Source organism: Paucibacter sp. DJ2R-2 (assembly GCF_025717675.1).
Taxonomy (GTDB): Bacteria; Pseudomonadota; Gammaproteobacteria; order Burkholderiales; family Burkholderiaceae_C; genus Paucibacter_A.
This window is the reverse complement of sequence record NZ_JAJIRT010000003.1, coordinates 456,883-469,677: the sequence shown is the minus strand read 5'-3', so window position 1 is coordinate 469,677 and position 12,795 is coordinate 456,883. Positions and strand designations below refer to the sequence as shown.

General features: G+C 64.4%; 10 protein-coding genes and 1 pseudogene. 1 reads left to right on the top strand and 10 read right to left on the bottom strand.

Translation table 11 applies throughout. The features are described 5' to 3' along the window. Window positions 1–518: 518 nt before the first annotated feature. Window positions 519–872: a hypothetical protein gene (locus tag LNV28_RS11365; protein ID WP_263519851.1), complete on the bottom strand. Its 354-nt coding sequence runs from the start codon at window positions 870–872 to the stop codon at window positions 519–521. A 1,862-nt stretch (window positions 873–2,734) separates the two neighbouring features. Between LNV28_RS11365 and LNV28_RS11360 the strand changes: the two are divergent. Next, window positions 2,735–3,763, top strand: a pseudogene (locus tag LNV28_RS11360) (integron integrase); the annotation flags it as partial. A gap of 103 nt (window positions 3,764–3,866) precedes the next feature. Here LNV28_RS11360 and LNV28_RS11355 read toward each other — a convergent pair. From LNV28_RS11355 to LNV28_RS11315, 9 genes are all read right to left on the bottom strand, one after another. Beyond that, on the bottom strand, window positions 3,867–5,060 hold the full coding sequence (locus tag LNV28_RS11355) for an acyl-CoA dehydrogenase (protein ID WP_263519850.1): 1,194 nt from the start codon (window positions 5,058–5,060) through the stop codon (window positions 3,867–3,869). Window positions 5,061–5,234: 174 nt separating this feature from the next. Continuing rightward, complete coding sequence (locus LNV28_RS11350; protein WP_263519849.1) at window positions 5,235–5,663, bottom strand: RidA family protein; 429 nt, start codon at window positions 5,661–5,663, stop codon at window positions 5,235–5,237. 7 nt (window positions 5,664–5,670) lie between these two features. Continuing rightward, window positions 5,671–6,192, bottom strand: coding sequence for an acyl-CoA thioesterase (locus LNV28_RS11345; RefSeq protein WP_263519848.1), 522 nt, complete (start codon window positions 6,190–6,192; stop codon window positions 5,671–5,673). A 15-nt stretch (window positions 6,193–6,207) separates the two neighbouring features. Then, on the bottom strand, window positions 6,208–6,906 hold the full coding sequence (locus tag LNV28_RS11340) for an ABC transporter ATP-binding protein (RefSeq protein ID WP_411969962.1): 699 nt from the start codon (window positions 6,904–6,906) through the stop codon (window positions 6,208–6,210). 41 nt (window positions 6,907–6,947) lie between these two features. Beyond that, window positions 6,948–7,745, bottom strand: a complete 798-nt coding sequence (locus tag LNV28_RS11335; protein WP_263519847.1) for an ABC transporter ATP-binding protein — start codon at window positions 7,743–7,745, stop codon at window positions 6,948–6,950. Then, window positions 7,742–8,731 carry a branched-chain amino acid ABC transporter permease gene (locus LNV28_RS11330; RefSeq protein ID WP_263519846.1) on the bottom strand — a complete coding sequence of 330 codons (990 nt, stop codon included), beginning with the start codon at window positions 8,729–8,731 and terminating at the stop codon, window positions 7,742–7,744. The genes LNV28_RS11335 and LNV28_RS11330 overlap by 4 nt, the downstream gene beginning before the upstream one ends. A 30-nt stretch (window positions 8,732–8,761) precedes the next feature. After that, complete coding sequence (locus tag LNV28_RS11325; protein ID WP_263519845.1) at window positions 8,762–9,682, bottom strand: branched-chain amino acid ABC transporter permease; 921 nt, start codon at window positions 9,680–9,682, stop codon at window positions 8,762–8,764. A 14-nt stretch (window positions 9,683–9,696) separates the two neighbouring features. Next, on the bottom strand, window positions 9,697–10,911 hold the full coding sequence (locus tag LNV28_RS11320) for an ABC transporter substrate-binding protein (protein ID WP_411969957.1): 1,215 nt from the start codon (window positions 10,909–10,911) through the stop codon (window positions 9,697–9,699). A gap of 207 nt (window positions 10,912–11,118) precedes the next feature. After that, entirely contained in the window at window positions 11,119–12,774 is a 1,656-nt protein-coding gene (locus tag LNV28_RS11315) for an AMP-binding protein (protein ID WP_263519864.1), read from the bottom strand. Window positions 12,775–12,795: the final 21 nt, after the last annotated feature.

Sequence of the window (12,795 nt, the reverse complement as noted above, 5' to 3'; positions counted from 1 at the left end):
ATGTTCGGAGCGATCGGTACCTTTGGCTATTCATGGTGCGGAGGCAATGTGCACACTTTGCACGCGAGGCTCAACGTTGAAGCTGAGCCGACGCCGCAGGCGATCGGCTCGAGCGACCGGTTATGCAGAGCCACGTCGAGGGCACTGCGGTGGAGGTGGCCGACAGCATACCGAAGCTGTACCCACGAGGCGATCGGCTGAGGCGGCAAGCGCGTAGTTCTTCTGCGGGCCGACGGAGAAACAAGAAAAGAGAATGAGCACCTTGGCCAAGACCGGCAAGATCACGGCGGCCGAATGCTGAGCTGGATCGGATGCAGCCTGACGCCGAGGAAATCATGGCAGATTGCTCCGCGCGATCGAGGCGAGCGCACGACCGAAAACGGACCTTCAAGCGTTGCTTAGCTTGCTGCATAACGTTTGAATTCAGCGGACCAGCCAGCGTAGCTGGCGCAGGTCCGCTGCAATGAAGGGTTGGGCGTCACCGCGCTTGCCACGTAACAAATGAAGCGCTCGACATTTCATGTGCACCACTCACCGAGCGCGTCGTTTGAAGAGAAACCATGCATCATTATGTCCATGGGATCATCCCCAAATCCGAGGGCAAAGTCATCTGCATTCTCAAGCGCTAGCAACCAACTGCCACCATCGCGGGCTATTGCCCAGACCTTCTCGTTCCGGTAACGCTCGAAATCGCCCTCTAACGCGCAAGCCGATGTGACCCTGACCTTGACAGGCTCAATTACACAGGCCAAAAGGTTTCCATACAGCTCCCGCACATATTCAGCATAGGAGCGACCAGGCGGTGTAATTACTTGCGCCTCCACGGTGACCTGGGAGTGCCTTATTTTGGCAATCGCTTCATCCTTGTTCATGACGCCCAACGTTGAAGCTAACTGGCCCGCGACGGCATGCTGCCGGAGGGCCAGAATGAAATGAGGCCCGTAGGCGGCATACCGTTGCGGGTCCGGTTGAGCGACTGGTTATCCCGCACCGCGCACCCCGTGTTCGCTTGATTGGCTCAGTATCTGCTGGACTGACCAATTACGGGTTATCCAGATTGTGAGCGCAGCACCTGAAAGGTGCCACCAGAACATGCCCGACGTACGTCGATGAACCAGGAGATGGCCCGAAGCAACTTGCCACGCGGCAAGCACTCCTGGATCTTGCGGTGCACCCCGGACCGTAGACAAGAGATACGAGTAGGGATTGAGCCTCGGGACCTTTGGCGTTCCTACACCTCGCACACGGTGCCAGGATAGGGCTTGCTGCTCTGTAGTCGCGACCGCAGATGGCGGAATTGGCAGGGTATCAATTGCGTCGAGTCCAAGCCAGTAGAGCGCCATCGGCCCAGCGGCGGCCAAAAATGCTGTGGCGACGACTAGACCAAATGCTAGGCGGAGAATCAGCTTAGCCATGCGGGATAACGTTCGAGCTAACCGGCCCGCGACGGCAGGACGCCGAAGGGCCAGAATGAAATGAGGCCCGCAGGCGGCATGCCGTTGCGGGTCCAGTTGAGCGACCGGTTATCCCTCAGGTGCGCCCAAGGTTTAGAAGTATTCATGGTTTGCCAGGATAGAGCGGCGACGGGTGTGAAATAGAAAGCTTGTCGCTGCGTGGAGTAATAGGCTTCAACGACCAGCTAATGGCAGGAAGGAAAGCGAGTACGGCAGCGACAGCAACTGCTGCAAAAAGCAAGGCCAGCCCACTAAGGAATCCCCAGAGTACCAAGGCTGCTATTGCTGCCAGCTCGAACATCACCGCAGCCGGAACCGATGCAATGCTTGGAAGAAAGCAGAGTTCATCGCAGCCCGCGCATCGAACCGGACGGCGCTTGCTTGAGCGGATTGCCGAAAGCCATGGTATTGATCGAGCCTGGCAATGTGGGCAGCACTTCATGATGAGGGATAACGTTGAAGCTAACTGGCCTGAATCGGCAGGACGCCGCAGGGCCAGAATGAAATGAGGCCCGTAGGCGAAGTGCCGGTGCAGGTCCAGTTGAGCGACTGGTTATGGCTCAGGCTCTGCATTGCGGCCAATCCTCTTCCTTGATCTGAGCCAAGTGGACAGCCAAAACTTCCACCCTGTCATGCCGCTCTTCCGTGATCGGAACTTCGAACAAAAAACAGATGCACTCGCCCGGCTCATTCAGCACTGGCGGTGCAGTAACAGGAAACAGTACTGCCGCTAGAGGATCTCGCGAAGCGTCCTGTAGGCACCAGGTAAGAAACTCAAGAGTGCGCCACCCGTTCTCTGACTTCTCGAGTTGAAACTTGACCCAAGCAATCTGCTGCCTACTCTCACCAATTTGGTCCTCTCTGGTTCCGCAGGTCGCCCAGCGAACTCCCTCGAATGAGGCAATGACGTTCCGCAGTGTCTCAGTGTTTTTCATGAGCCATAACGTGTTGTATATCGGTGGCAAACGCCGCTTATCACGGCTGACGTCGCAATAACCGGGTCCACGCGAGTCCAGGCAAGTGCCTGTCGGCTTTGACTTTTTTCGCTGATTGACTGTTGTTTCATACAGTATTAAATTTCACGTCAAAAGCCGCGCCTGTTACAAACACTCTGACGGGTTCGCGCGGCACCCTCAGGCGGGAAGGCGGAGCGTATGTTGCCATCAAATCGTGGCGTTATTTCAGCTCGCAAAGAACCTGGAGTTCCAGTTTCTGGCGAAGCGACGGGCTCGTCGTCTGCATCGCAGCAACAGCAACAGCAGCAACACTCACCCCGATCACCGCTGCGCCCGGTGAAGCTGCTGGATCAGCTGCGCGAGCGAATTCGATTGCTTCACTACAGCCGCAGCACCGAGCAGGCTTATGTCCATTGGTGCCGGGCTTTCATCCGTTTCCATGGCCTGCGCCACCCGCGCGACATGGGCGGCGCTGAGGTGGAGGCCTACCTGACTCACCTGGCGGCGGATCGTGGATTGGCGCCGTCCAGCCACAGGCAGGCGCTGTCTGCCCTGCTCTTTCTATACGGGCAAGTTTTGGGCTTGCAACTGCCCTGGATGAAAGACATTGGCCGGCCCATCCCCAAGCGGCGATTGCCGGTCGTGCTGAGCCCGGACGAGGTGTCGACAGTGCTGCAAAGAATGGAGGGCGAGCATCAGCTCTTGGCCCAGCTTTTGTACGGCACCGGCATGCGCATTTCCGAAGCCCTCGGGCTGCGGGTCAAAGATCTTGATTTTTCCCAGGGCGCGATCTACGTGCGGCAAGGAAAAGGAAGCAAGGACCGGGTCGTCATGTTGCCCAACTCATTGGGCGCCGCGCTGCAAGACCAACTGCGCCGAGTGCGCGCCATGTGGTGGGCCGATGTGGAAGCAGGCCAGGCCGGGGTGGAGTTGCCCTACGCGCTGGAGCGCAAATACCCACGCGCGGGCAGCAGCTGGGCCTGGTTCTGGCTGTTTCCGCAAGACCGGCTGTCCACCGATCCACGCAGCGGCGTCATCCGCCGACACCACCTCTACGCTGAGACCTTCCAGCGGGCGTTCAAGCGGGCGCTGGCGGCCGCACGCATCAGCAAGCCTGCCACGCCGCACACCTTGCGCCACTGCTTCGCCACCCACTTGCTGCAAACAGGCTACGACATCCGCACGGTGCAGGAGTTGCTGGGCCACTCAGATGTGGCCACCACCATGATCTACACCCATGTGCTCAAGCTGGGGGGTGGCGCGGTGCGCAGCCCGGTCGACAGCTTGCCTCGGCAACTGAGAGAGCCGCAGCCGATCTACCGGCTGCAAGCTCCCGCAGCCCTGCTGCACTGACATCAAGAGGAAGAAGAGAAGAAAGGGAAGTACGGAAGAACGGAGGAAAGAAACAAGCATGCGATCCCACCTCGATGGATCGCATGTCATGTCGGGTCTCGCTTCAGAACGCCGCAATCCCCGTCTGCGCCCGGCCCAGGATCAGGGCGTGGATGTCGTGGGTGCCTTCGTAGGTGTTGACCACCTCGAGATTCACCAGATGGCGGGCGATGCCGAATTCATCGCTGATGCCGTTGCCGCCGAGCATGTCGCGGGCCATGCGGGCGATGTCCAGGCTCTTGCCGCAGCTGTTGCGTTTCATGATGGAGGTGATCTCCACCGCAGCCGTGCCGTCGTCCTTCATGCGGCCCAGGCGCAGGCAGCCTTGCAGGCCCAGGGTGATCTCAGTCTGCATATCGGCCAGCTTTTTCTGGATCAGTTGGTTGGCGGCCAGGGGCTTGCCGAACTGCTGACGGTCTAGCACGTACTGGCGGGCGGTGTGCCAGCAGTCTTCGGCCGCGCCCAGCGCGCCCCAGGCGATGCCGTAGCGGGCGCTGTTCAGGCAGGTAAACGGGCCTTTCAGGCCGCGCACTTCGGGGAAGGCGTTTTCTTCGGGGCAGAACACGCCGTCCATGACGATCTCGCCGGTGATGGACGCACGCAGGCCCACCTTGCCGTGGATGGCCGGGGCGCTCAGACCCTTCCAGCCTTTCTCGAGCACAAAGCCGCGGATGGCGCCTTCGTCGTCCTTGGCCCAGACCACGAACACATCGGCCACCGGGCTGTTGGTGATCCACATCTTGGAACCCGTCAGGCTGTAGCCGCCGTCCACCTTCTTGGCGCGGGTGACCATGGAGCCGGGGTCGGAGCCGTGGTTGGGTTCGGTCAGGCCGAAGCAGCCGATCCACTCGCCCGTGGCCAGCTTGGGCAGGTATTTCTGCTTGGTGGCTTCGTTGCCGAAGTCGTTGATCGGCACCATGACCAGCGAGCTCTGCACACTCATCATCGAGCGGTAGCCCGAATCAACGCGCTCCACCTCACGGGCGATCAAGCCGTAGGCCACGTAGTTGAGGCCAGGGCCGCCGTACTCGGGCGCGATGGTGGGGCCGAGCAGGCCGATCTCGCCCATCTCGCGGAAGATGGCCAGGTCGGTGCGCTCATGGCGGAAGGCCTCGAGCACGCGCGGCGCCAGCCGCTCCTGGCAATAGGCCGCTGCGGCGTCGCGCACCATGCGCTCGTCGTCGCTGAGCTGCTCGTTCAGCAGCAGGGGGTCGTCCCAGTGGAATGAAGGAGAAGGTGCCTTGTTGCTCTTGCTCATGGTGTGTCTCTCGATCTGTTTTCTTCGTTCGTGGTCTCTGAAAGTGTTGTCGGTTGGCACCGACAGCGCCTGTGAATCTCATCGCGGCCTGCGGCTCAGGCCATTGGAAGTAAGGCCACTGTAACCAGCCGGCACCTCAGCCCGGCTGAGGCAGCGCAAAGTCCGGGTTGGCGTTCAAGGTATGACGGCGGTGACCTCGATCTCGACCTTGGCCCGGTCTTCCATCAAGCCCGCCACCTGCACCGCTGACATGGCGATCTGGTACTCATGCCCCAGCACCTCGCGGTAGGCCTGGCCCACCTCGCGGCCGCGGGCCAGGTACTCGCGCTTGTCCAGCAGGTACCAGGTCATGCGGGTGATGTGGGCAGGGGTGGCGCCGGCCTCGGCCAGCACGGCCTTGATGTTGATCAGCGCCTGGCGCACCTGGGCGATGAAGTCATCGCTCTCGAACTGGCATTGCGCGTTCCAGCCGATCTGGCCGGCCACAAAGACCTGGCGGCCCGTGGCCGCCACGCCATTGGCATAGCCGCGTGGCGCGGCCCAGCCGGCCGGTTGCAGGATTTGTTTGTCGAGCGAAGTCGGGTTCTGATCGGTACTGCTCATGGTGAGTTCACTCCTTGGGCCCGTCTTGCGAGCCGGGCGCGCGCAGCGTCAAGGTCAAGGCGGCGCGCAAATCATCGGGAAAGGCTTGGGGGCGGTGGGTGTCCAGCGAGGTGCAGACCAGCACCTGCTGAAACACCACGCGAGGGCCGGGATGGGGCTCACTCGACTCAGGCGCCCTGCCCTCATCGCCCTCCCCCTCAAAATGCACCGTCAGCCCCAGCGAGCTGCGGCCCAGCCGGGTGATGGCGATGCGCTGGATCAGAGTGTCGCCCATGCGGCTGATGCGCCGAAAATCGGTCTCCAGGTGCACGGTCGGCAGGCCCACGCGGCGAGGGCCCAGCAGCTGCGAAAAATCGACGCCCAGGCCCTCGCTGACCCAGTCTTCGATCAAGGCGTTGAGCATCTCGAAATAGCGCGGGTAGAAGACGATGCCGGCCGGGTCGCAATGGCCGAAACGCACCCGCTCGCGGCGCTCGAACACCCAGCGGGGCGCGGGCTCGCCGAGCTTCGTTTCCGTGTTCGTGTTCATATGCGTGCTCACCAATCACACCCCCAGATAACGCTGCCAGAGCTCGGGCTGCGCGGCCAGCTCGGCCGAGTCGCCCGACCAGACCATGCGGCCGCGCTCCAGGATGTGGTGCCGGTCGGCCAGGCGGATCAGGCGCCGCACGTATTTGTCCACCACCAGAATCGTCTGCCCCGCTGCGCGCAAATGGTCGAGGCAGCGCCAGATCTCCTCGCGCACCAGGGGCGCCAGGCCCTCGCTGGCCTCGTCCAGCACCAAGAGGCGCGGGTTGCCCATCAGGGCGCGCGCAATCGCCAGCATCTGCTGCTCACCACCCGAGAGCTGGTTGCCCATATTGGCGGCGCGCTCCTGCAGGCGCGGGAACAGGTGGAACACCCGCTCCTCGGTCCAGGGCTCGCGCGCGGCGCAGCGGTTGGCGGCAAAGGCCGTGAGGTTCTCGCGCACGCTGAGGTTGGGGAAGATCTGCCGCCCTTCCGGCACCAGGCCCAGGCCCAGGCGGGCGATCCGGTCGGCCGACCAGCCGGTCACATCCTCACCGCAGAAGCGAATGCGCCCGGCCGTCGGCGCCATCCATCCGCACAGGCAGCGCAACGTCGTGCTCTTGCCCATGCCATTGCGGCCCAGCAGGGTCAGCACCTCGCCGGCCTGCAAACGCAGATCGAGGCCGAACAGCACCTGGCTGCTGCCGTAGGCGGCCTGCAGGCCGCCCACTTCCAAGAGGGCTTCGCCGCCCGAGCTTTGCACGCCAGCACCCTTGCTCACAGCGCGGCCTCCATTTCGTCACTGGCTTCGTCGCCCAGATAGGCGCGGCGCACCTCGGGGTGCTCGCGAATCTCCTGCGGCGTGCCGCTGGCGATGATGCGGCCGAACACCAGGGTGGAGATGCGGTCGGCCAGGCGGAACACCGCGTCCATGTCATGCTCCACCAGCAGCAGGGTCAGGCCTTGCTCGGCACGCAGGCGCTGCAACAGCAGCACCATGCGCTCGGATTCATCAGGGCCCATGCCGGCCATGGGTTCATCCAGCAGCAGCAGGCGCGGCTGCGCCGCCAGGGCCAGGCCCACCTCCAGCTGCCGCTGCTCGCCATGGGCCAGGCTGCCCGCCAGTTGGTCGGCGCGCGCCGCCAGGCCGCACAGCTCCAGCAAGGCGGCCGCCTGCTCCTGCAAGGCCCGCTCGGCCGAGGCGCGGCGCCAAAGGTTGGGCAAGCCGGGCCGGCGCGCCTGCAAGCCCAGGGCGATGTTGTCGTGCACGCTCAGGCGCTTGAAGATGCTGGTGATCTGGAAGGAGCGCACCAAGCCGGCGGCGACGCGGCCGGCCATGCCCAGCGGGGTCAGGTCTTGCCCGTCGAGCAGCACCCGGCCGCTGTCCGGCCGCAGCGCGCCCGAGAGCTGATGGATCAACGTGGTCTTGCCGGCGCCATTGGGGCCGATCAAGGCATGGATCTCGCCGCGGTGCAGGGCAAAGCTGGCTTCATCCGTCGCAGCCAGGGCGCCGAAGCGCTTGCACAGGCGCTCAACCTGCAGCATGGGCCCGGTGTTCTGGAGTGCCGCGCTCATGCCCGTGCCCTCCAGCGTGCGGCCAGGCCGGCCAGGCCTTGCGGCGCCAGCATCACCACGGCCAGCAGCAGCAGGCCCAGTGCCATCTGCCAATGCAAGGTGTAGCCGCTGAGCAGTTCCTCCAGCAGCAAGAGCACCACAGCACCCAGGGCCCCGCCCCAGAGCGAGCCGGCGCCGCCGATGATGACCATGATCATCAGCTGGCCCGACTGCGACCAGTGCAAGGTGTGCGGCGTGACCAGGCCGCTCAGGTTCGCCAGCAGCGCACCGGCCAGGCCGGCGATCGCCCCCGCCAGCACAAAGGCCTGCCACTGCAGGGCGAACACCCGCGCGCCCAGGGCATGCATGCGCGCCTCGTTCTCCTTGATGCCCTGCAGCAGGTGGCCAAAGGGCGAGTTGATCAGGCGCTGCAAGCCCCACATCACCGCCGCCGCCAAGGCCAGCAGCAGCCAGTACATCTGCGCATCGTTCTGCAAATTAACCAGGCCGCTGAGCTGCGAGCGCTGGACCAGTGGCAAGCCGTCCTCGCCGCCGTAGGCCTTGAGCGACACGGCCAGGTAATAGAACATCTGCGCGAAGGCCAGCGTGATCATGATGAAGTAAACCCCGCGTGTGCGCAGGCTGATGGCGCCGATCAAACCCGCCGCCAGGCCGCTGACCAACATGGCCACCGGCCAGGCGATCCAGGCCGAGCTGATGCCCGCGTCCATCAAGATGCCCACGGTGTACGCACCCAGGCCGACAAAGGCTGCGTGGCCAAAGCTGACCATGCCGCCGAAACCGAGGATCAGGTTCAGGCTGGACGCTGCGATCACAAAGATCAGCACGCGGCTGGCCACGCCGGTGTAGAACTCCAGGCCCAGGGCTGTGAGCAGCGGCGGCAAGGCGGCCAGGGCCGCCAGCAGCGGCCAGGCCCAAGGCCCAAGGCCGCGGTGGTCCAGGCGGCTGAGCGCAGGCGCTGGGGAGACCGTGTTGTTGTGCTTCATGGAATTGTGTTCGTGGGTCCGCATCGCATCTCAACCGCGCGCCGGGAACAGGCCCTGCGGTTTCCAGAACAGCACGGCCGCCATCAAGACATAGATCAGGATGGAGGCCAGCGCCGGGCCCAAATTGGCGGCCAGTTCGGGCGAGGCCAGCTGGCGCAAAGCGGCGGGCAACAAGCTGCGGCTGCAGGTGTCCACCACGCCCACCAGGAGCGCGCCGACCAGGGCACCGCGGATGGAGCCGATGCCGCCGATCACGACCACCACAAAAGCCAGGATCAGGATGCTCTCGCCCATGCCCACCTGCACTGCCAGCAGCGGGCCTAGCAGTGAGCCGGCCAGCGCGCACAGCGCCGCGCCGAAGCCGAACACCGCCGTGAACAACCAGCGGATGTTCACGCCCAAGGCCGTGGCCATGGGCCGGTTCGAGGCCCCGGCCCGCACCCACATGCCGATGCGGCTGCGCGTCACCAGCACATAAAGCAGCAGCGCGACCGCCAAGCCGACACCGATGATGAGCAGGCGGTAAGCCGGGTAGTAGAGCCCCGGCAGCAGCTCCACCGGCCCGGACAGCGCCGCCGGCGTGTTCAGCATCACCGGCTGCTCGCCCCAGATCATGCGCACGCCCTCGTTGCAGATCAGGATCAGGGCAAAGGTCGCCAGCACCTGGGACAGGTGGTCGCGCGCATAAAGCCGGCGCAGCACGCTCATCTCCAGCAGCATGCCGAACACCGCCGTGCCCAAGAGCGAACCCAGCACCGCCAGGCCGAAGGAACCCGTCGCCTGCGCCACGGCGGCCGCCAAGTAGGCGCCCACCATGTACAGCGAGCCATGGGCCAGATTGATCATGTCCATGATGCCGAACACCAGGGTCAGCCCGGCGGCCAGCAAAAACAGCATGAGTCCGAACTGCAGGCCGTTCAAGGCCTGCTCGGCGACGAGCACCCAATCCATCGCTGCGCCTCAGCTCACTTGGCCGCCATCTTGCACGACGCCGCGTAGGCGTCCGCATGGTTGCTGAAGATCTTGCCCAGGGTCTTGTTGGTGACGCGGCCCTGGGTGTCCTTGCCGATCACACGCAGGTAGTAGTCCTGGATCGGGTACTGGTTGTTGTTGAACTTGAAGGCACCACGCACGGACTCGAACTTGGCGGCCTTGATGGCCTTGAGCACGGCATCCTTGTCCTCGATCTTGCCCTTCACATCGCGCACCGCGGCGTTCATCAGCAAGGCCGCGTCATAGCCCTGGCTGGCGTAAAGCGAAGGCAGGCGGCCGTAGTCTTTCTGGAAGTCGGCCACGAACTTCTTGTTGGCGGCGTTGTCCATGTCATGCGCCCAGTGCGAGCTGTTGAACATGCCCAGCATGGGCTCACCCACGGCCTTGATCACATCCTCGTCGGCCGAGAAGCCGGGGCCGAACAGCGTCACGTCCTTGGACAGCCCGGCGCCGACAAACTGCTTGATGAAATTGATGCCCATGCCGCCGGGCAGGAAGATGTACATGGCATCGGGCTTGGCGGCGCGCGCCTGCGCCAGCTCGGCGGCATAGTCCAGTTGGCCGAGCTTGGTGTAGATCTCCTCGACCACCGCGCCCTTGTAGAAGCGCTTGAAGCCGGTCAGCGCGTCCTTGCCGGCCGGGTAGTTGGGCGCCAGCAGCACCAGCTTCTTGAAGCCCTTGTCCATCACCGTCTTGCCCACGGCCTCATGCAGGTTGTCGTTCTGCCAGGCCACGTTGAAGAAATAGGGGTTGCATTGCTCACCCGCGTACTGCGAAGGGCCGGCATTGGCGCTGATGTAGGGCGTCTTGCTCTCGAACACGCTGGGGCCTACGGCCAGCATCAGATTGGAAAACACGATGCCGGTCATGAAGTCGACCTTGTCGCGCTTGATCAGGCGGTCCGAGGTCTGCTTGGCGACCTCGGGGTTCTGCTGGTCGTCCGCGGTGATCAGCTCGACCGGCAGGCCGCCGAACTTGCCACCCGCATGCTTGAGCCCCAGCTGAAAGCCATCGCGGATGTCCACGCCCAGACCGGCGCCAGGGCCAGACAAGGTGCTGAGCAGGCCGACCTTGACCTTGTCGGCCGCCAAAGCGGAGCCGCTGGCGCCGAGCAACACGCAAGCCATCGCAGCTGAGTTCAAGGCGGCGGGCACGAGCTTCATCATCATTGAGCGCTTGGTCTTCATGGCAAGGGTCTCCAGGGCGGGGGTGAATGGGACAATCAGCAAATCACAACACGAGGAATGGAACTGTTAGCTTGGGAATTTTCGTAGCGAGCGGCTGTCAGGCAAGGCGGACGGAGCGCAGGAACCGGAACGTACTTCCTGTACGTGAGGATTCCGAGCACCGGACCAACGACGCATGGCAGTCGCGCAGTAGAAAATTCACAAGCTCTAGGCGGGTTGGCGCAGGCGGAAGCGTTGCAGCTTGCCGGTCTCGGTCCGCGGCAGGCGCTCGCGGAACTCGATGGCGCGCGGGTATTTGTACGGAGCGATGGTGGCCTTGACGAAATCCTGCAAGGTCTTGCACAGCTCGGGCCCGGCCTCGAAGCCGGGGCGCAGCACCACCACGGCCTTGACGATCTGGCCGCGCTCCTCATCAGCCTGCCCCACCACCCCGCACTCGGCCACGGCCGGATGCAGCAGCAGGGCCGCTTCCACCTCGGGGCCGGCGATGTTGTAGCCGCCGGAGATGATCATGTCGTCGGTGCGCGCCTGGTAGACGAAGAAACCCTGCTCGTCGACGAGGTAGGCATCGCCGGTCAGGTTCCAGCCGTTCAGCACATAGTTCTTCTGGCGCTCGTCGGCCAGGTAGCGGCAGCCGGTCGGGCCCTTGACGGCCAGACGACCCACCTGACCGGGAGGCAAGACCTGACCCTCCTCGCCCAGCACGCAGGCGCGGTAACCCGGCACGGGCCGACCGGTGGCACCGGGCCGGGCCGTGGCCTCGTCGTGCGAGATAAAAATGTGCAGCAGCTCGGTGGCGCCGATGCCGTCGATCAGCTCGATACCGCCCTCGCCCGCCGCCGTGCGGCCCCGGGTCGCTTCTTTCCAGAGCTGGCGCGTGGCGGCGGGCAAGGCCTCGCCGGCGCTGACGCATTTGCGCAGGCTGCTCAGCTCATGCTCGCCCAGCAGCGGGGCCATCACCCGGTAAGACGTGGGCGCCGTGAACAGGACGGTGGCGCCATAGCGGGCCACGGCCGGCAGCAAGGCCTCGGGCGAGGCTTTTTCCAGCAGCACGGTCGAGGCGCCCACCGTCATCGGGAACAGCAGCAGGCCGCCAAGACCAAAGGTGAAGGCCAGCGGCGGGCTGCCGATGAAGACATCGTCGACCTGAGGGCGCAGCAGATGCGGCGGCCAGCAGCGGCAGATGGCCATCACATCGCGGTGGAAATGCATGGTGCCTTTGGGCTGGCCGGTGGTGCCCGAGGTGAAGGCGATGATGCAGCAGTCCTCGGCGGCGGTGTCCACCGTGGCGAACTGCGCCGGCTTGGCCGCGGCGCGCGCCTCCAGGCCATCAGGCGCGGCGCTGTGGAACAGCAGGGCCTGTGTCAGACCCGGGCAGCGTTCGCGCGCCAGGTGCAGCTCCTCGGCCAGGCGCTCGTCGCACAGGGCGTGACGGATTTCGGCTTTCTGGATGATCTGTTCCAGCTCCACCGCGCGCAGCAGGGGCATGGTCGCCACGGCGATGGCGCCCACCTTCATCACCGCGAACCAGCAGGCCGCCATGGCCGGCGTGTTGGCACCACGCAGCAGCACGCGGTTGCCCGGCACCACGCCCAGCTCATCGACCAGCACATGGGCGATGCGGTTGGCCTCGGCCTGAAGCTGGGCATAGCTCCAGCGCACCGGCTCACCGCCGACACCCAGGCCTTGCACACAGAGGCGCTCGCCCTGGCCGCGCTCGACCCAGGCGTCCAGAAGCTCATGCGCGCAGTTCAGGCGTTCGGGGAACTGCAGCTCGGGCAGCTCGAAGATCAGCTCGGGCCACTGCTCGCGCGGCGGCAGGTGCTCAAACGCGAAGCAATCCTGGTGCGATGTGTAGGCCATGGCAGTGTTGGAGGCAGAGTT

Excerpts from the sequence above, each read along its gene's own strand:
- LNV28_RS11365 (WP_263519851.1), bottom strand. The coding sequence starts at position 872 with ATGAACAAGGATGAAGCGATTGCCAAAATAAGGCACTCCCAGGTCACC.
- LNV28_RS11355 (WP_263519850.1), bottom strand. The coding sequence starts at position 5,060 with ATGAGCAAGAGCAACAAGGCACCTTCTCCTTCATTCCACTGGGACGAC.
- LNV28_RS11350 (WP_263519849.1), bottom strand. The coding sequence starts at position 5,663 with ATGAGCAGTACCGATCAGAACCCGACTTCGCTCGACAAACAAATCCTG.
- LNV28_RS11345 (WP_263519848.1), bottom strand. The coding sequence starts at position 6,192 with ATGAACACGAACACGGAAACGAAGCTCGGCGAGCCCGCGCCCCGCTGG.
- LNV28_RS11335 (WP_263519847.1), bottom strand. The coding sequence starts at position 7,745 with ATGAGCGCGGCACTCCAGAACACCGGGCCCATGCTGCAGGTTGAGCGC.
- LNV28_RS11330 (WP_263519846.1), bottom strand. The coding sequence starts at position 8,731 with ATGAAGCACAACAACACGGTCTCCCCAGCGCCTGCGCTCAGCCGCCTG.
- LNV28_RS11325 (WP_263519845.1), bottom strand. The coding sequence starts at position 9,682 with ATGGATTGGGTGCTCGTCGCCGAGCAGGCCTTGAACGGCCTGCAGTTC.
- LNV28_RS11320 (WP_411969957.1), bottom strand. The coding sequence starts at position 10,911 with ATGAAGACCAAGCGCTCAATGATGATGAAGCTCGTGCCCGCCGCCTTG.
- LNV28_RS11315 (WP_263519864.1), bottom strand. The coding sequence starts at position 12,774 with ATGGCCTACACATCGCACCAGGATTGCTTCGCGTTTGAGCACCTGCCG.